This window comes from Terribacillus halophilus (genome assembly GCF_900162685.1).
Lineage (GTDB): Bacteria > Bacillota > Bacilli > Bacillales > Amphibacillaceae > Terribacillus > Terribacillus halophilus_A.
On sequence record NZ_LT727828.1, the window covers coordinates 77,252 to 97,067 of the forward strand.

At 42.2% G+C, this 19,816-nt stretch carries 16 protein-coding genes; 11 read left to right on the plus strand and 5 right to left on the minus strand.

What is annotated here, in order from left to right:
* Positions 1–4: 4 nt before the first annotated feature.
* The 4 genes from B1K52_RS05180 (at position 5) to B1K52_RS05195 (ending at position 5,308) form a co-directional block, all read left to right on the plus strand.
* Positions 5–802, plus strand: a complete 798-nt coding sequence (locus B1K52_RS05180) for an MBL fold metallo-hydrolase (protein ID WP_077306044.1) — start codon at positions 5–7, stop codon at positions 800–802.
* Between the two features lie 57 nt (positions 803–859).
* Complete coding sequence (locus B1K52_RS05185) at positions 860–2,071, plus strand: S1C family serine protease (protein WP_077306047.1); 1,212 nt, start codon at positions 860–862, stop codon at positions 2,069–2,071.
* Between the two features lie 368 nt (positions 2,072–2,439).
* Positions 2,440–4,734: a YhgE/Pip domain-containing protein gene (locus B1K52_RS05190; protein WP_077306049.1), complete on the plus strand. Its 2,295-nt coding sequence runs from the start codon at positions 2,440–2,442 to the stop codon at positions 4,732–4,734.
* Between the two features lie 16 nt (positions 4,735–4,750).
* Positions 4,751–5,308 carry a TetR/AcrR family transcriptional regulator gene (locus B1K52_RS05195; RefSeq protein WP_077306051.1) on the plus strand — a complete coding sequence of 186 codons (558 nt, stop codon included), beginning with the start codon at positions 4,751–4,753 and terminating at the stop codon, positions 5,306–5,308.
* A 34-nt stretch (positions 5,309–5,342) separates the two neighbouring features.
* Here B1K52_RS05195 and B1K52_RS05200 read toward each other — a convergent pair whose 3' ends face one another.
* Positions 5,343–6,143, minus strand: a complete 801-nt coding sequence (locus tag B1K52_RS05200; protein ID WP_077306053.1) for a YtvA family blue-light photoreceptor — start codon at positions 6,141–6,143, stop codon at positions 5,343–5,345.
* A gap of 201 nt (positions 6,144–6,344) precedes the next feature.
* Between B1K52_RS05200 and manA the strand changes: the two genes are divergently transcribed.
* From manA to B1K52_RS05215, 3 genes are all read left to right on the plus strand, one after another.
* Complete coding sequence (gene manA, locus B1K52_RS05205) at positions 6,345–7,298, plus strand: mannose-6-phosphate isomerase, class I (protein ID WP_077306055.1); 954 nt, start codon at positions 6,345–6,347, stop codon at positions 7,296–7,298.
* Between the two features lie 208 nt (positions 7,299–7,506).
* Positions 7,507–9,525, plus strand: a complete 2,019-nt coding sequence (locus B1K52_RS05210) for a penicillin-binding transpeptidase domain-containing protein (protein ID WP_077306057.1) — start codon at positions 7,507–7,509, stop codon at positions 9,523–9,525.
* 109 nt (positions 9,526–9,634) lie between these two features.
* Positions 9,635–9,898: a hypothetical protein gene (locus tag B1K52_RS05215; RefSeq protein ID WP_077306059.1), complete on the plus strand. Its 264-nt coding sequence runs from the start codon at positions 9,635–9,637 to the stop codon at positions 9,896–9,898.
* 20 nt (positions 9,899–9,918) lie between these two features.
* Here the strand turns inward: B1K52_RS05215 and B1K52_RS05220 are convergent, their stop codons facing one another.
* Both B1K52_RS05220 and B1K52_RS05225 read right to left on the minus strand, forming a co-directional pair.
* Positions 9,919–11,394 (minus strand): amino acid permease, encoded by a 1,476-nt coding sequence (locus B1K52_RS05220; protein ID WP_373022223.1) that lies wholly within the window; start codon positions 11,392–11,394, stop codon positions 9,919–9,921.
* Between the two features lie 296 nt (positions 11,395–11,690).
* Positions 11,691–13,112 (minus strand): amidase family protein, encoded by a 1,422-nt coding sequence (locus B1K52_RS05225; protein WP_077306061.1) that lies wholly within the window; start codon positions 13,110–13,112, stop codon positions 11,691–11,693.
* 151 nt (positions 13,113–13,263) lie between these two features.
* On the opposite strand from B1K52_RS05225, the gene B1K52_RS05230 reads away from it, so the two are divergent.
* Together B1K52_RS05230 and B1K52_RS05235 are read left to right on the plus strand one after the other, a co-directional pair.
* Entirely contained in the window at positions 13,264–13,884 is a 621-nt protein-coding gene (locus tag B1K52_RS05230; RefSeq protein WP_373022225.1) for an acetate uptake transporter, read from the plus strand.
* Positions 13,885–13,919: 35 nt separating this feature from the next.
* Positions 13,920–15,281, plus strand: coding sequence for an amino acid permease (locus B1K52_RS05235; protein WP_077306065.1), 1,362 nt, complete (start codon positions 13,920–13,922; stop codon positions 15,279–15,281).
* 43 nt (positions 15,282–15,324) lie between these two features.
* Here the strand turns inward: B1K52_RS05235 and B1K52_RS05240 are convergent, their stop codons facing one another.
* Positions 15,325–16,002, minus strand: coding sequence for an ABC transporter ATP-binding protein (locus tag B1K52_RS05240; RefSeq protein ID WP_077306067.1), 678 nt, complete (start codon positions 16,000–16,002; stop codon positions 15,325–15,327).
* Positions 16,003–16,017: 15 nt separating this feature from the next.
* Positions 16,018–17,496 carry an ABC transporter permease gene (locus B1K52_RS05245; protein ID WP_077306069.1) on the minus strand — a complete coding sequence of 493 codons (1,479 nt, stop codon included), beginning with the start codon at positions 17,494–17,496 and terminating at the stop codon, positions 16,018–16,020.
* Between the two features lie 203 nt (positions 17,497–17,699).
* On the opposite strand from B1K52_RS05245, the gene B1K52_RS05250 reads away from it, so the two are divergent.
* Together B1K52_RS05250 and B1K52_RS05255 are read left to right on the plus strand one after the other, a co-directional pair.
* Positions 17,700–18,377: a response regulator transcription factor gene (locus tag B1K52_RS05250; protein ID WP_077306071.1), complete on the plus strand. Its 678-nt coding sequence runs from the start codon at positions 17,700–17,702 to the stop codon at positions 18,375–18,377.
* Entirely contained in the window at positions 18,374–19,807 is a 1,434-nt protein-coding gene (locus B1K52_RS05255; protein WP_077306073.1) for a sensor histidine kinase, read from the plus strand. The genes B1K52_RS05250 and B1K52_RS05255 overlap by 4 nt, the downstream gene beginning before the upstream one ends.
* Positions 19,808–19,816 lie beyond the last annotated feature (9 nt).

Sequence of the window (19,816 nt, forward strand, 5' to 3'; positions counted from 1 at the left end):
CAGCATGACGTTAAGCTTTAGCGTACTTGCATCAGGCAGTTCTGGTAATGCATTTTTTATCGGAACGGAAAAAGAGCGCATCCTGGTAGATGCTGGTCTAACGGGCAAGGAGCTGCAGCGTTTATTAGAGGAAACGGGTATTGATCCGGCTTCGCTCACGAAGATCCTGGTCACGCATGAACATAGTGATCATATAAAAGGATTGGGAGTAGCAGCACGGAAATTTGATTTACCGATTTATGCAAATGAAAAAACGTGGAAAGCGATGGAGAATAGCATCGGAAAAATTCCATTAGATCATAAATTTGTTTTTCAAATGGAAGAAACAAAAACGTTTGGTGATTTGGATGTGCAGTCCTTCGGTGTTTCACATGATGCTGCCGAACCCATGTTTTATACATTCCATCATGAAGGAAAGAAAGTCGCTTTAGTGACAGATACCGGGTATGTCTCGGAACGGGTTAAAGGAATTGTTGAGAAGGCAGATGCTTATATTTTTGAAGCGAATCATGATGTGAGCATGCTGCAGATGGGGAGTTATCCGTGGAATGTGAAGCGGAGAATCTTAGGTGATTTAGGTCATGTGTCAAATGAAGATAGTGCTTTGGCGCTCACCGATTTAATCGATAACAACACGAAACGTATTTATCTTGCGCATTTAAGCCGAGATAATAACATGAAGGATTTGGCACGTCTTGCTGTAGGTAACATCTTAGAGGAACGAGGCTTTGATCTTAAAAGACATATTGAACTGCATGATACAGATCCAAAAATGCCAACACCGCTCTTCCAAGTAGTTTAAATATCCAAAACGGTGGAAAGATAAACTATATCCAAAGATGTAGGAACGGAGGCTCATATGGATTACTTTGATGATCAACACAAAGAACCGAAAAAGCCGAAGCGGATGAATTGGCTGCTGCCAGCTATTTTAGGCGGTATTATCGGTGCTGGTATTGTATTGCTTGTTGCTTATGGACTTGATCAGAACAGTATGACGAGGAACGATCAATCACAGTCTCAGCAAGAGGGAACTGTGCAGCAGGTTTCTGACACCAATCAAGATGCTGGTTTGCAGAATGTGAGTGTTGATGTTCAATCAGGTATTACAGACATTGTCGAGGAAACATCGCCAGCGGTTGTAGGTGTTGTCAATCTCCAGCAAGGAGATGCCTTGTTTTCTCAGGAAGAAAGTGCAGCAGGGAGCGGTTCTGGTGTTATATATAAAAAGCAAGGGGATAAAGCTTATGTGGTGACAAATCATCATGTTGTTGAAGGGGCAACGGATGTGGATGTTGTTTTGCATAATGGTATAGAGATCTCTGCTAATTTGCTAGGCAGTGATGTTTTCACAGACTTAGCAGTGCTGGAGATTGACGCTTCCCGAGTGGAGAAGGTAATTGAAATTGGGACTTCCTCTTCTGTCAAAACAGGGGAGCCAGTCATTGCCATCGGTGATCCGCTTGGTTTCTCTGGTTCCGTTACACAAGGTATCATCAGCGGGATAAATCGTACTGTTCCGCAGGATTTCAATGGAGATGGCAGATCTGATTGGCAGGCAGACGTTATGCAAACAGATGCAGCCATTAATCCTGGTAACAGCGGCGGAGCACTTATTAATATGGCGGGTCAGTTAATTGGAATCAATTCCATGAAAATTGCGGAATCGTCTGTTGAAGGGATTGGATTTGCTATTCCTGTTGATTCTGCGGTACCTGTGATGGAACAACTTGAGCAGAATGGCCAGGTCAAACGGCCATATCTAGGCGTGGAAGCTTATTCATTGAATGAGATTCCAGCTACAGAACGAACAGGCCATCTAGGTTTACCGGAAGACATCGAGAATGGTGTATATATTTGGAGTCTGGTTCCGTCATCTCCTGCTCAACAAGGCGGGCTGCAAGAACTGGATGTTATCACCGAACTTGATGGTCAGGCAATCAAAGATATGACAGCTTTACGAAAGCATCTTTATGAGGAAAAGCAAATTGGAGACAAAATGAACGTAACGTATTATCGTGATGGTCAGCGCGAGGAAACAACAGTGACTTTAAGTGAACAACAGCAGTAAAGGCAGCCATTCGTGGCTGCTCTTTTTTAGTTATGCACAGCTTGTGGATTTAATGAGGATAAGATAGCCTATTTGGTAGCGAACAAGTATTCTTATTACTAAATAAAGAATTGCGATTGTGCATATGTGTATAAGTGTGTGGATAATTTGTTTATAGCGTGTGGAATGCTGTGCATAAGACGATTGTCCACAAGTTATACACAGTAAAGGTGGATAACAAAGTGAAAGCGGATACTTGATGAGAGATTAGCCTATCTATTGTGCAGATAGGCTTTTTCTGCTATTATAAGCAAGTAAAATGACCAAAAACCCATATCGGTCAATCGGTATTTGTGGATAAGTATATACAGGAATACGGGAGGAAAGTTATGAACATGTTGAAAAAAGAATGGCGGCAAATTTGGAAGGACCGTAAAATGCTGTTAGCTATTTGCGGTATTCTTGTTGTACCGTTGCTATACAGTGTTATTTTTCTAGCGGCAAACTGGGATCCTTATAACAATACGGATCAATTGCCTGTTGCTGTCGTCAATCTAGATAAAGGGTCAACTTTTGAAGGAAAAGAGCTCCATGTTGGGTCGGATTTTGTGGATAATTTGCAGGATAATGATAAATTCGATTGGCAGTTTGTAGAAGAAAAGCAAGCGATGGATGGATTAAAGACTGAAGATTATTATATGGTTGTCAAAATTCCAGAAAATTTCTCTGCTAACGCAGCGACACTTCTTGATGATAATCCAAAACAGATGGATATTGATTACTACTCGAACCCTGGTAAAAACTATCCGGCTTCCAAAATAACGGACAGCGCTATCCAGCAATTAGAGAGAGAAGTTGCTGAACAAGTGACCGAAGAATATGCGCACGCTGTATTCGCTAGCTTAACGGATGTAGCAGATGGATTGAAACAGGCAAGTGATGGTTCGAAAGAGTTGGCGGATGGCTCAAGTGAGATAAATGAAGGTGCGAAAAACTTGAACAAAAACTTAGCCAGCTTATCAGATAGCACTGCCACTTATACAGAGAAAGTCGGAGAAGCGGATCAAGGCATGCAGGAATTAAATGAAGGTGTAGGAAGCTTAGCTTCTCAGTATCCTGACATTGATAACGGCATCCTAGAATTAAATAAAGGCTTGCAAACACTGAATGGTAAAAGTGGTGATCTGACAAGTGGGTCGGATCAATTAGTCACTGGTACGAATGAGTTAACAAGCGGGCTTGATCAGCTGCAGCAAGCGACAGGTCAATTGGCTGGGAGCTTTCCAGAACTAAATAATGGGATAGCGGCTGCGAATGAAAAGGTGCAAAATGCCGGTAAAACTATAGAAACAAGACTGGACGAATTAGACAAATTCGCACAGCGGCTGCAGGAGAAGCAGGCGGCTCAAATTAGTCAGCTGCAAGCTACTCTGACAAACGAAAATTTATCAGTAGAGGAAAAGCAGGAGCAATTACAAAAACAGGTGCAAGAACTTGCTGATCGTGCATCTTCTCCAGAAATTCAACTGCCAAATATTGATCCAGAAGCTATCCAACAGGAACTTGAAGGAATCAATGAGCAGGTTAGTCAAATTCAAAAACTAGCAGATGGAGCCGAGCAAACACAGACCGCATTGACTGGTATCAATGAAGCTGCGGGCAAATTATATAACGGGGCAGCAGAAATTCAGTCTGGTCAGTCAGAACTTAATAGCGGCATTGGTGCTTATACGGATGGCGTTAGTCAAGCTGCAAATGGAGCGCCTGCCTTAGTGAACGGTTCCCAAGCAGTGCGTGATGCTTTAGGAGAGCTTCAATCAGGCAGCTCCAAGATTACCAATGGACTTGATCAATTGAATGCCAATGGCCCACAGTTAGCTGAAGGTACGAGCAAGCTGACAGATGGCTCTAAAACATTGTCTGATGGAACGCAAAGTGTGACGGATGGCAGCAGCGAACTGTATGATAAGCTGGCCAAGGGTGCAGCGGATGCAAACATCAGTACCAATGATAAGACAGAGACGATGTTTGCCAGCCCGACGGGTGTACGCGATGAAAAATTAAGTACAGTGCATAGCTATGGGGAAGGGCTTGCTCCATACATTCTTTCTATCGGGCTGTTCGTCGGAGCGCTGGTTTTCACAAATATCTTTCCGCTTCGGGATCCTGTAGGCAGACCAACATCTGGTTTTTCTTGGTTCTTAAGCAAATTTAGTATTGTCTTCTTTGTAAGTATCTTGCAATCGTTGTTTGCGGTTATTATGCTCGTTCATGTTGTTCATTTACAAGTGCATAGTGAATGGCGCCTGCTCGTTTTTGCCATTCTTTTCAGCTTAACAAGCTTCCTGTTAATTCAGCTGCTTACAGTAGCTTTGGATAATGTCGGGCGTTTCCTAGGTATTATTGTATTGCTATTCCAAATTGGAGCTGGCGCGGGAACTTATCCGGTTGCATTGCTTCCGGAATTCTTCCAAGTAATCCACAAGTTTGTCCCTATGACGTATGCAATCAGCGGATTTCGGGAGATTATTTCTATTGGGGATGACTGGGGATTTCTATGGCAGCAAGCAGGTTACTTGAGTATCTTTTCTGTGCTATTCTTAGCATTGACGATCTTAGTTTACACACTGCAGGCGCGTAAATATAAAATAGAGACAGAGGAAGATACGGCGGTCTCCATGTAAAAAGGGGTAGAAAACAATGATAATAGATAAAAAAGAACGAATCATAGAGGCTGCTGCGACATCATTCAGCCAATTCGGATTTAAAGCAACGACCATGGCATCTGTCGCAAAGATTGCCAGGGTGGCTAAAGGTACGATCTATACGTTCTTTGACAGTAAAGAAACATTGTTTTCTACTATTCTTGATCGAACGATGAAGAATCTGCGTCAATCGGCAGAAGCAGCCTTACAAGAAGAGGCAGCTTTCCATGAGAATATCCAAGCGATGCTGGGTGCCATCCTAAATTTTCGGGAAAATCATCAGCTGTTGATTAAGCTGGGGCAGGAAGCGAAGGAGTTAGGTACAGCTGAAGTACTGGAGATTTTAACACAAGTAGAAAGGATGATTCTTGATTATATCAAGTCTGTCATCGAAACGGAGCAAGCAAAAGGAATAAGCACAAAGCATGATTCTGAGCTGCTGGCATTTTTAATCTATCGAACCTATATTGCGCTTATCTCGGATTGGGAACGGCAGCATACACCGCTGCCGAAAGAGACAATTACAGAGATAATCAAATCGCAAATACATTGAAAAACCGCTGCACAGCAGCGGTTTTTCTACTATATTAAGTATTTAGAGCACGGATACCTTCTAAAGCTTGCTGAACACTTGCATAGAAAGATATTTTATTTTTGCGGAAGTCTGCCAGGTTGACTCCTGCTTTGGCAGTGACCGGTTCAACTCCTGTCACAATCAACTTCGCTCCCATAACTTGAAGCAGCTGCTGTAATTTCAAAATACCTTTATGCACATCATCATTTAAATCCTGGATTCCTTGGAGATCCATAATGAAAATTTCTTCATCATGATCATACACATGAGCAGAGATGCGTTGATATATTTCTTCCCAACGTTGTACATCTATATTTCCGACAAGCGGCAGAATGCAGATATTTTCTGTAATAGGGACAAATGGTGTGGATAGCAAGGATGCTTCCTGCTTATAACCTTCTTTTTTCACTTGTTCAGACTTTCGGTCGGAGATATCTTTTTGCACGCCAACAAAATATAGTTTATCTTCACTCGGCACATAGATTGGATACAAAGCAAGCTCGTTCCAAAACATTGTCCCGTCTTTTCGATAATTTTCTAATTCTACAACGACAGACTTTTCTTTCGCGATTGCCTCACGGACTTTTGCCACTTCTTCTCTAGAAGTCTTTTCTCCTTGCAAAAAGCGGCAATTCTGGCCAATGATATCTTTCGTCAGATAGCCAGAAATCTTCTCGAATGCTGAATTCGTATAAATAATCGGATTATCCGGCAAAGCGGGATCCGTAATGACTACCCCTGCGCCTACATAATCAATGACCTGACGGAAGAAAGCGTCGCTGATATTCGTAGAATAATGGATTTCTTTCTCCATATTTTTCTTTCCTTCCTTTGTAAGAGTACACTCTATAACTTCCTCATCTGGTTGTTTCTAAACGTTTTTGCATGTTGATAGATTATTATATTTATTTTATATAAATCGGAAGAATCAGACAACAATTAAGTATAGTCAGCAGTATAAGTCTATTGGTAAAATAAAGGAGGTTAAAAGAATCGGAAGGTGATGATTTAGATAATGTATACACAAGAACCCATTTTTCTGGATCCTGTTTTACAGGAGCGAATCTGGGGAGGTACGAAATTGGCGGAAGTCTTCGGGTATAATCTGTCATCGGAGCATACTGGAGAAGCTTGGGTAATTTCGGCACACCCAAACGGACCAAGCAAAATAAAGAATGGTGCTTTAGCTGGCAAGACACTGTTAGATGCCTGGCAGCATAATCGAGAGTTATTTGGCGAACATGACAATGAAGATTATCCTTTGCTTGTGAAGATTCTTGATGCAAAAACGGATTTATCCGTGCAAGTGCATCCAGATGATACATATGCTCAGAAAGTTGAGGATGAACCGTATGGGAAGACTGAATGCTGGTATGTCGTAGATGCGGAACCAGGTGCTGAAATTGTATTTGGACATCATGCGCAAACAAAAGAGCAGCTTGAGCAAATGATCGACCAAGGTGAATGGAATCAGCTGCTGCGTCGTATTCCAGCAAAAAAAGGGGATTTTGTTTATGTTCCAAGTGGCGCTATCCATGCTATTGGTGCGGGTATTGTTATCTTAGAAACACAGCAGAGTTCTGATATCACATATCGTGTTTATGATTATGACCGGAAAGACGATCAAGGAAACACGCGTGATTTGCATCTAGAGTCGGCTAAGGCTGTTTCAACTGTTCCACATGAAACAACCGATACTAGAAAGCCTGCTGTTACCATAGGTGCCCGTACAGAGCAGCTGCTTGTACAAAATGAGTATTTCTCTGTTTATCACTGGGATATAACTGGCGAGGCAGAAGTTGAAACACCTGACAGCTTTGTACAAGTAAGCATCATAGGTGGAGCGGGGGAAGTCATTCTAGGCGAACAGTCCTTTGCATTGAAAAAAGGCGATCACTTTGTCATGCCGGTTCACATCGATCGTTATGTCATGAAAGGCAACATGGAAGCTATTGTTTCACATGTATAAGGCTTAAAATTAAAGATTATAACGCACAAAAAACTGAACCTCTGACAATTCTATTTTAGAATTGTCAGAGGTTCGGTTTTTTAATTACTATACCTGCATTATCGACACTTTTAGGATATTTCCAGGGAAATACTTGGCTTAATTCTGCAAAGTTTTTCCTTTGCTATGCTATAATTGGGGACAGCATATTGCAGAGGAAAGGTGAACTATGAAACGTTTAGCAGCAGTGTTGTTTATCGTTAGTGCGATATTCTTGCTTTCTGCTTGTTCGGATGATCAATCAGCGAAAGATGGTTTGAATCAGTTCGTCGACAATTGGAATGCACAGGATTTTGATAAAATGTACGGTCAGTTAACGGAAGAGTCGCAACAGAATATTACCAAGGAAGCGTTTATAAAGCGTTATACAGATATATATGAACAGACAGGCGTCACGGATTTAAAAGTGGAAGTTGGCGATGTCTCTGAGGAAGAAGCGAACTCTGATGCAGAGTCCAAGCAGCTTCCTTTATCTGTCTCTATGCAAACTGTTGCTGGAGAAGTAGCTTTTGATAAGGATGCAGAGCTTGTCAAAGTGGAGGGAGAAGATGGGGCTGTTTGGAAAGTAAACTGGGATCCATCTTATATTTTTGCACAGTTGAACGGAGAAGAAAGTGTGCGGATTTCATCTGTAGAACCGGAACGTGGTCGCATTCTTGATGTAAATGGAGAAGAACTGGCATTTAACGCAACTGTACCATCCATCGGACTTATCCCAGGTCAGATCGAAGGTGATGGCAAGACAAGGGACGAGGCATTGAATCAAATAGCCGAGATTCTGGAGATGGATCGTGAAGAAATTGATTCACTTTTAGAGCAGAGCTGGGTGACAGATGAGGTGAATGTACCAATCAAGACATTGCGCCCAGATCAGCGTGATCTCGTGAAAGAAGTAACCGCATTACCTGGTGTGCAAAGTACAGAGACAACTTCGAGATTCTACCCGCTTGGGGAGGCTGCAGCACATTTGACTGGTTATGTGAAGAAAGTAGATGCAGAATTCTTGGAGAAAGACGACAATGCTTCCAATTATAGCTCGACTTCCTATGTTGGCTCAACAGGATTAGAATCTGTCTTTGAGGATAAACTTCGTGGGAATATCGGATGGAAGATTTATACGGACTCCAGTGAAGAACAAGAAATCATTGCGGAAACGGACGTTCAAAACGGAGAAGACGTAGAGACAACAATTGATAGTAATACCCAAAAAGAAATCTATAACCAGCTGAAAGGTGATAGTGGTGCCTCTGCAGCTTTAGATCCAAAGACAGGAGCAACATTGGCATTAGTAAGCACACCATCTTATGATCCGAATAATTTCATCTTCGGATGGGATGCGGAAGAATATGAAAAGCTGTCTAATGATGAGAATAGCCCATTTTCAGCGAAGTTCAATAAAACATACGCACCTGGTTCAACAATCAAGCCGCTAACGGCGGCTGTTGGGTTAGAGAATGGCGTTATTTCACCAGATGAGGCGAAACATATCGAAGGAAAAACGTGGGACAACGATGGCAAATTCGGTGACTACAGTGTTACGCGTGTATCGAGTAGTTTGTCTGATGTTGACTTGGAGAATGCTCTGATTACTTCCGATAATATTTATTTCGCTATGACAGCGGTGGATACAGGAGCAGAGAACTTCAAAAAAGGTTTGGAGTCGTTTGGCTTTGATGAGGAATTGGACTACGCATTTCCGACTAAAGCATCGTCTATTTCAAATGATGGTCTTAACAGTGAAACATTGCTAGCAGATTCAGGCTATGGTCAAGGCCAAGTGCTCATGTCTCCGCTGCATTTAGCGGCTGCTTATACACCATTCTTGAATGAAGGGAACTTGATTAAACCTACATTGCTGAAGTCAAAAGCGGCTGAACCTACAGTGTGGCATGAGGATGTCTTGCCGGCTGAGGGAGCAAACGCTATAACAGAAGGACTTCGAGGTGTAGTAGAAGATGAACGCGGATCAGCACATCGGCCAGCAGTAGACGGTTTAACAATTGCTGGTAAGACTGGTACAGCTGAGCTGAAGCAAAGCAAAGATGATGAAAACGGTAAAGAGAATGGCTGGTTTGTGGCATATGATTATGACAATCAAGATATGTTGATTAGTATGATGATAGAAGATGTTAAAAATAAGGGCGGCAGCCATTATACAGTTGAAAAAGTAAAGAATGTATTCAAGTAAATGAAGAGCGTGCGGTCCAGCCGCATGCTTTTTCTATGTTTTGGAAAATAAGCTATAATAATAGTTCACACGGGAATAGAATTAGACAGAAAAAGGGAGAGATTTAGTCGTGGAAGAAAAACGTTATTCACCATCAGGTACATTAACATTAGGTATTTTAGCGATCTTCATACCTATTATTGGTCTTATCACAGGCATCATAGCGATTATATTCGCTAACAAGAGTCTCCAAACTACAGAGGATACAGAGGCAATTAAAGCGTTGTATTTAGGCGGAAGAGTATGCGCAATTATTGGTTTGTGCTATCAAGGGCTTTTCGTTCTTTATTTCATCTTTATCATAGCACTCGCCATTTCGATGCCTTCTTGGTAATAAAAAAACAGCCTCGGACATTAGTCCGGGGCTGTTTCATGATCAGGAGTTGTTAAATCAACATCCTCTAATTTATGCACTTTTGTTTTGTATTTCACTTTATAGATAATCCAGCACAATAAGAAGATTGGGATACCGATGTATGAAGCAATAAAACCTCCCCAATCGAATCCATTCTCTGTGAAGGATGAGACACTCTGCCCGATAATAACAAAGATACTTAAGGCGAGTGCAAACAGCGGCGCATATGGATAGAACTTCGCTGTGTAAGGTAAATCTTTGATGTCATAACCTTGCGCTACATAAGCTTTACGGAAGCGATAATGACTGAGAGCAATCCCAATCCAAATAATAAATCCGGTCATTCCTGACACACTCAAAAGCCATGTGTAGACAATACCATTTCCGAAGAACGAGGTTAGGAAGGCTGCACATCCGACTGCTGCTGTTGCAAGCAAAGCGTTTACAGGTACACCGTTTTTGTTAAGTTTGCCAAGGAAACGCGGAGCTTTGCCTTCTTTTGCAAGGTTCCATAACATACGGGTGCTAGCATACATGCCCGAGTTACCAGCTGAGAGCACAGCAGTCAAAATAACAGCGTTCATGACAGAGGCAGCAAAAGCAATCCCAGCTTTCTCAAACACTAAAGTGAAAGGACTAAGTCGAACATCTTCGCTTGCCAAACTTTCAGTTGTATAGGGAATGAGCATACCAATAACAAAAATTGCGAGAATATAGAACAAAAGAATTCGCCAGAAAACAGATCGAATCGCTTTTGGTATGGATACTCTTGGATTATCTGCTTCACCAGCCGCAGCTCCTAACAGTTCAGTCCCCATGAATGAGAAACCTGCTGCCATGAATACTCCAAGCAGTGCAAGAAAGCCGCCATTAAATGGCGCATCTTTTATTGTGAAATTCGAGAAACCAGGAGATTCTCCGCCAAATATACCAATGATCATTAATATACCGACGATAATAAATACAATGACAGTAATCACTTTTATGAGAGAGAACCAGTATTCAGATTCTCCAAAACCTTTGACAGAAATGTAATTTAATAAAAACATGATGATTAAGCTGATTCCGCTCCAAATCCAGGATGGTACATCTGGAAACCAGAAATCCATAATCAGTGTAACAGCAACGAGTTCAGCTGCAATGGTTGTTGCCCAGCTGAACCAATAATTCCATCCGAGCGCAAAGCCAAGTGATTCATCGATGAATTTGGTGGCATATGTGCTAAAGCTCCCAGATACAGGCATGAAGGCTGCCATCTCTGCCAAACTGGTCATTAGAAAGAACACCATGCTGCCAATTAGAGCGTATGCAAGCAGCGCGCCCCCAGGACCTGCTTGACTGATTGCTCCGCCGCTCGCTAAGAACAATCCTGTTCCGATTGTGCCACCAAGGGAGATCATTCCCAAATGACGGGCTTTGAGCTTTCTTTGCAGTCCGGGTTCCGTCTTGTTATGTTGTTTGCTCACTTCTTTCACCTCGTCTATAGTATGGGCTTTGTTTTATCTGTTTACTAAAAAAAGCCGCTGCGGATACACTTGCTCTATCCGAACGGCTTATTATATACAACAGCATCATTCTAAATAAAAAGATAGTGTCAGCTCGAAATATACCGAGCTTTGACAGCTTTTTGCTTGAGAGATACACTCAAATAAGCTGCAAATTCTCATCAATTAATGATTGGCTATGCAATTTGATGAGTTCTTATGCAATTGAAAACCTCTATAACCTTACTATACAAGGCGGGAGATTTCAACTGTAATTTAGAATGGGACTAATTTGGAGCTCTCCGGTGCTTTGTGGCACCTTCATAGCTGTAGCCGATTTCTATTAAGGTAGATTCCTCAAAAGCACCAGCAGTAAACGTAATTCCAAACGGCTCACCAGTTTTTGTGTAGCCTGCTGGAACAGTTAAGGATGGATATCCCGCTTTTGCTGCAATATCGCATCCATGATAGCTTGGGAAGACGATCGCATCCAAAGCAAATTCTGTCATTATTTTGTCAATGCCTTCGGTCCGGGATTCATGAAGATCTGCGAAACGGTCCGTTAGATAGTCACTTTGTTTTAATGTACCGTCTGTTTTCTCAGCTGCTTCCAAAAGATCCTGGCCATATGGCAAAGCGTTATCGGTATGCAGGCGGTTCCATTTAATAACCTCTTTTAGCGTATGAGCAGGCAAGTACGGCTCCACAGACTGCAAGTAGCGGTTTGCCCCATGTTTAAACTCATGGAATAAGACGCTGGAATCCCGCTTGATTTCTGGCACATGTACATCAATAAGCTCCGCACCTTCCGCGCGTAAGGCAGCAAATGCTCTTTCCATAAGCTCCCGTCTGTCAGGATCTAAGTTCTCTAATGTGTTTCCATCTATACCGAGTCGTTTGTCTTTCAGTCCTTTGTCCTTCAGAAAGTCTGTATAATTCGGTAACTGTGGTGCAGAGAGTGTTGCCGGATCATGCGCATCTGAACCTGCAATTACTTGCAACAGTATTGCTGCATCTCGGACATTTTTTGTCATCGGTCCAGCTGTATCTTGGCTGTGCGCGATTGGGATAATGCCAGTTCGGGAGACGAGTCCGACAGTTGGCTTCATACCTACTAATGAATTACTGCTTGCTGGACTGAGAATGGAACCACTTGTCTCTGTACCAATACCTGCAGCAGCGAGGTTGTTAGCAATGGCAGCTCCTGTTCCTGAACTTGAACCGCCAACGTCAAAACTGCCATACGGATTACGTACTTGACCGCCGCGGCTGCTAAAGCCATTCGGCATAGCATCGGACATAAAATTAGCCCATTCCGTCATGTTCACTTTACCTAAAATAATGGCACCGGCTTCTCGTAACTTTTTTACAATAAAGGCATCTGACTTAGCATAGTGATGGGCCAACACTAGTGCACCAGCGCTTGTATGCATACCATCTGCTGTATTTATATTATCTTTTAGGAGGACCGGAATGCCGTGAAGCTCCCCGCGCAAACTTTGGTCTGTTCTTTCTTTGTCCATTTGTTCGGCAAGGAACAAGGCATCCGGATTGATCTCCAAAACACTGTTTGTGCCGTCTTCAATGGAATCTTTCTTAGCAATACGCTCTAAATACATCTGCACTAAGGTCACGGAGGATACTTTACTTGATGCAAGATCTGCTTGTAAGGATGAAATGCTGGCTTCTTCGATTACAAATTTACTCATAGACTAGATTCTCCCCTGTAAAATGTGTATGATTAGAAAATCTGCTGTATTTGGACAAGACGGGCATTCATATAATTATACTAAATTTTCTTGCAATAGGTCTCCCGTATTTTTCCGATTTACAAAGGTAATTAAGAAAGGGGTATTAAATTTGGAAACATCAAAAACATCTGTGAAGATTGTTACAGCTGACCCGAGCGCAATAGGATTATTCGGTCTTGCAATGGTAACGCTTGTTGCATCTTCTCAGAAGCTAGGTTTAACGGATGGACTTTCTATGATCCTTCCATGGGCATTTTTCTTAGGAGGAATTGCGCAGCTAATCGCTTCTATTCAGGATTTCAAACATAATAATATTTTTGGAGCAACAGCTTTTGGTGCTTTTGGACTTTTCTGGTTTGGCGTGGGTATGAGCTGGCTTATGCAGCTTGGAGCACTTGGAGAAAGCTTGCAGACAGGAGCAGACGGTCATCAGCTAGGCGTAGCTTTCATTGGGTATCTTATCTTTAGTCTCTTCATGACAGTGGGGGCTATGGGTACACATAAAGTATTGTTCTTTATTTTCGTAGCAATTGATTTCCTATTTATCGGTTTATCTTTAAGTTCATTTGATATAGCATATGAAGTAACACATACAATCGCAGGGATTGCAGAGTTAATCATATCTCTATTATCTTTCTATGGTTCTGCCGCTGCAGTACTAAATGGACATTATGGTCACACAGTGCTGCCAATCGGCAAAGCATTTGGCCGTTTCATCAAGAAAGACTAAAACAATTTATAAGATAGTTGGCAAGGAGCATAGACATGGCAAGAAAAGATCAAACATCGAATACATTACACAAAGGGTTGAAGAACCGCCACGTGCAGATGATAGCACTTGGCGGGGCGATTGGAACAGGCTTGTTCTACGGTTCTGCTTCTTCCATCGGATTAGCTGGACCGGCAATCTCACTTGCGTATCTAGTCGGTGGATTGATGATCTTCCTTATTATGCGCGCATTGGGCGAACTGTCTGTTGACTCACCGAATTCTGGTTCAATTAGTTATTACGCCCAGCAAAATATGGGCGATTATTTTGGATTCATATCTGGCTGGAATTATTGGTTTAACTATATTGCCATAAGTATGGCAGAACTGACTGTTGTCGGCATCTATGTGCAATATTGGTTCCCAGACATTCCAACTTGGATAACAGCATTTGGTTTTTTAGTGTTCATTACGTGTATCAATTTATTGAGTGTTAAATTGTATGGAGAATTTGAATTCTATTTTGCGATTATAAAAGTTGTGGCAATCATTGGGATGATTATTCTCGGTTTGCTCATCATTTTCACCGGAATCGGAAATGGTGGAGTTCCAACTGGACTTTCTAACTTGTTTGATGAAGGTGGCTTCATGCCGAATGGCTTGACTGGTGTTGTTTTGGCACTCGTTCTTGTTATGTTCAGTTTCGGCGGAGTGGAGCTTATCGGTATTACAGCAGGTGAAGTAGAAACACCGAAAAAGACGATACCAAAAGCAATCAATCAGGTTGTGTACCGTATTCTGATTTTCTATGTTGGCGCATTACTCGTCATTATGGCGATATTCCCGTGGAATGAAGTGGATGGCAATAGCAGTCCGTTCGTTCAAATTTTCGATAGCGTAGGGATACCCGCTGCTGCGGGTATATTGAATGTCGTGGTCCTTACTGCCGCAGTTTCTGCTTACAACAGCAGTCTGTATAGTAACGGCCGTATGCTGCATTCACTAGCCCGGCAAGGAAGTGCACCTAAGTTTCTTCAAAAGGTGGACAAGCGGACAGGTGCACCAGTTCCTGCTATCTTAGTTTCTTCAGGTGCAGCTGCTATCACAGTCGTTCTCAACTTCTTATTTCCTGAGAAAGTCTTCAGTTATTTGATGTCAATTGCAACAGCATCTATCGTGATCAATTGGACAATGATTATGATTAGTCAAATAAGATTTCGGAAACGAATAGGAAAAGCAGCAGAGCAGAAGCTGTCGTTCAAGCTACCGTTCTATCCGATATCCAATTATCTTGTCATGCTATTTCTAGCTGCAATCGTTGTAATCATGGCATATATCCCAGATTACCGTCTGGCACTTGTCATTTTGCCAATCTGGATTGTTATCTTGTCTATTGGTTATATAGTAAAAAGGAAATAAGAAAATGCGTATCCGTTAGCGGATACGCATTTTTCATTAGCTTTTATACATGCTGCAGCATACGGAAACTGCCGTTGGACAGCTGGATATTAACATCAGATTGTGCTGCAATTTGAGGGTCATGGGTAACCATAATGACACATTTATTCTCCTGGTGAGCAAGATCGATAAACAGCTTTAAGATGTCCTTTGACGTTTCATCATCAAGATTCCCTGTCGGTTCATCTGCTACGATCAATTCAGTATCACAGCAGAATGCACGTGTGATTGCAACTCGCTGCTGCTGTCCGCCGCTAAGGGTGAGAACACGCTGTTTTGCTTGTTCTTCAGAAATACCAACTTTTGCGAGCATCTTTAAGATAAAATCCTCTTGGTTTTCCACTTTTGTCCCAGTAATAGCCATCGCAGATGCTATATTTTGATAGGCTGTCATATAAGGAATCAAATTGTAGGATTGAAAGACAATCGAGACGTAGTCGTGACGAAATTTGCCAAGTCCCATTTTGCGAATTGATTTTCCGTCGTATTCAATATCTCCTTCTCGCGGTTTATCCAACCCTCCTGCTAGAGATAGGAAGGTGGTTTTACCGGACCCGGAAGTTCCAGTAATGGTGTAGAATGTATTTTTATAGAAATCTATATTCACTGATTGAAAGAGTGGATTTTCCTTATCTGTATACCAATAGCTAACATTTTTAAATGACAGTAGAGCTGTTTTCATCGTTATACCTGCTTTCTATTCTTGTTTAGTTAAAATGTTTTTCGGCTGTAATCGAAGGATGGAAATGGACGGAATCAGTGCTGAGATAATCGCAACTGCCAACCCAATACCGCCAAGCAATAGGATATTTTCCCACGTCACATTAATATTTAAGCTTCTGACTGCGTCACTAGACTGGCTGAATACATCAGACACAGTTTGTCCTGGACCGCCGCCCATCGGACCACCGCCGCCAGGTCCTTGCTGCATAGAAGTTGATGCAGCCTCCGCTGATGCAGTTGTTTGCTGATCTAATAGTTGATTGCCTAACACGTTTGCAATCGGGTTTCCGAATAAAGAAGACAATCCAATTGCTACGATGGCAGTTACCACAATTTCTGTTACAAATTGTCCTGCGAGCTTCCATTTGCTCTCACCAATGGCCATCAAAACACCCATCTCGTACTTACGCTCTCGAATAGAAAGCATAACAATTAGTGCAAGGATAATCGCACCGGCAACTGTGACAAGGTAGACGATATTTTTAGCAAATGATGCCACGTTTTCGATTGGTCCTACCATCTGCTGGTAAAGATCATCGTTTGCATCTAATTCATATACATCAAAATCGACATCTGTCTTCTCAGCTGTACGAAGGAATGCATCAATGTTCTCTGCATCATCCATTTGATATGTTACCGATTCTACGGTATCCGTATATTCTTCGCCTTTTAGCGTATTTGCTGCAGTATAAGGTACATAAACCGTGTTGTACGGGTTTAAGAACGAAAAATTCATTGCTTGGTCACTGCCTGCAGAACTAGTCTCATAAATACCGACAATTTCTAATTCTTGTGTTGTATCTTCATCATTGGAAGAACTGATTGTGATGGTATCACCAACTGCTAAATCATTTTCCTCAGCAAGTGTTTGCTCAATTACAGCAACATTGCTGCCAGCATCAGATGCTTCAATACCGCGGCCATCAACAATTTCTGCTTCTCCATCGCTAAAGCTGTCTGCTTCATCACTCGTTAGTGTACCGTTGACAGTCAGGTCAGCTTGGACCATACCGCCTCGGCCTTGATCTCCGCCAGGGGCCTGTTCACTATTAGTTTCACTGCTGTCACTTACTGATGAGGTGCTGCTTTCTATAATATCGAAGTCTTCTGCATTCGCTGATGCTGATACAGAATAGTTGTAGCTATTCACATGATCCAAAGCTGCAATAGACGCTGCATCATCCAAGCTTATTGGTGTACTTGTAAATTGCGGCGGTCCTTCTGTCTCACTTTGCTCACTTCTTTGCTGCTCCATTGCTGCTTCTCGGTCAACCTGCAGTGTGACAGAGCCTCCAAGTTCTTGTCTAGCCAACTCACTAGATGCTTTGGCAGCAGATTGAATGGTTAATCCTGATAATACAAACACACATATGACTGTGAAAATAACCAATTGAAGCAATGTCTTGCCTTTTTTTGCTTTCATACTCCAAAATGCACGTTTTATGAAATTCATTACACCGTCTCCTTTATGTTTTTCAGGCATGCTATAATGCGTCTGTGCATGCCTGCTCTGACTAATAGCTAGTATGAAATCTCGTGCTGAAGTGCACATGAAAGCTAGCTGAAGATTTGCTGAAAGTGAAAAAATCGGGATTCTTCAGCTATTTTTCAGCTAGTTGTTCCATAATAAAGAAAAAAGAAAGAATGGATGACAGGATGGAGAAAATTAAAGTTCTAATCGTTGATGATGAAGAAACAATCACACAGTTTCTGATACTCGGTTTGCAGAATGAAGGATATATAGTAGAGAGTGCTGCTGATGGTATGCAAGGAATTGCTAAAGCAGAACAATTTGAACCGCATCTTGTTATATTGGATGTGATGATGCCGGGAATGGATGGTTTTGAGGTATGTCGTATGCTGAAGAAGAAAGGCAGAAAACTATCTATTATTATGCTGACTGCGAGAGATCAAGTAGATGACCGAATTAAAGGGCTGAATGACGGAGCCGATGATTACTTAGTCAAACCATTCAGTTTTGAGGAGCTGCTCGCTAGAATGCAAGCGCGTTTGCGTAATCAATTTCCCGAATTAGGTGATTCATTGCTAGCAGGTCCTTTGCGAATCGATGACCGGCGGAGGGAAGCATACTTGGAAGCAGAGGTATTAAAGCTATCACCGACAGAGTATGAACTGCTTAAATATCTAACAATGAATCAAGGTATTGTTCTGAGCAAGGCGCTTATTCTAGATAAAGTATGGGGATACAGTTTCAATGGCGAAGAAAATATAGTGGAAGTGTATATTCGGTCTTTGCGAGAAAAGCTGCATGACAAAGATCGGCAGATGATTCGAACGATTCGGGGAGCAGGCTATCGCCTGGACGTGAAATGAAAAAACGATTACAGCACGTAAAACCCAAAACGCTGAATAAACAGATTGTCGCCTTATCTTGTCTGATTTTAGCCATCATTCTAATCGTAGTCGGTATTCTGCAGTATATTCTAATGAAAGATTTTCTTTATCAAAATGAGGCAGATGCCATGCAGTCGCAACTGCATTCAATTCCACCGGCATTCTTAAATGAAGATGCATCAGATATGCCCAAGCCATTTTTGTTTGATCGCTCATTGGCGAAAATAGATACATCCGGAAATTACACAGATTTTTCAGATGAAACGAGTCTTTCCAGTCCTCACCTCGAACCGAAGGAGTTTCAGGGAGCTGTGAATAACAGAGATGATAAGGATGCGCAATATAGTGTCACAGAAGATGAAGAGGGAAATGAGCAGCTTGTTGTTGTTATTGCAGAGGGTCGTTTCGGTGAAGTAACAGGCTATTTGCAGGCAGGGACAAAAACAGCACCACTAAACGACGTCATCAATGGACAACTGCAAGTGTTCATCCTAATAGCTATCTTGGCATTAGGAGCAGGTATCTTACTATATACGCAAGTAATCAGAAAAGCACTAGATCCGCTGCATCGGATTATTCGCAAGGTGGAGCGAACAAGTGCTGAGAACTTGTCCGAACGGTTGGAAGAAGAAACAGAACAAGTTGAAATTAAACGGCTCACACTTGCATTTAACCAAATGGTAGAACGGATTGACCGTTCGTTTCAATCGGAAAGGGAAGCAAAGGAGCAGATGCAGCGTTTTATTGCAGATGCTTCTCATGAATTGCGCACACCGCTTACTTCTATTCACGGATTTCTTGAAGTGCTGCTGCGTGGAGCTGCGAATAATCCAGACCAGCTGTATCCTGCCTTGGAGAGTATGCTAAAGGAATCACAGCGTATCAAAAAGTTAGTCGAGGATCTGCTGCTGCTTACTAAGCTTGATCAATCGGAAGGGCTGCAGGTACAGCAATTGAACTTGAACCGCTTATTAGAGGAAATGCAGCCGCATTTTGAAATGCTTGCTGGAAATCGGAAGTTGCTGTTTTTGATGAAGGAGCAGATTACAGTTGAGGCTGATAGCGATAAGTTAAAACAAGTACTGTTAAACTTGTTTTATAATGCTGTCCAACACACCAATCCAGAGCAAGGTGTCATTGAGATGCAATTGCAAACAGACAGTGATGCAGCTGAAATTCGTGTTCTTGATAATGGCTCAGGTATACCTGCTGCGCATTTGGCGCATATATTTGATCGTTTTTATCGCAGTGACAGTTCGCGTACACGCCAGCAAGGCGGTGCAGGACTAGGTCTATCCATTAGTCATTCCATTATAAAAGCACATCAAGGGACACTTGAAGTAGAGAGCAAAGAAGGGAAAGGCACGACCTTCACCGTCCTGCTGCCGAAAAAAAGCAGGAACCCATAACAGGTTCCT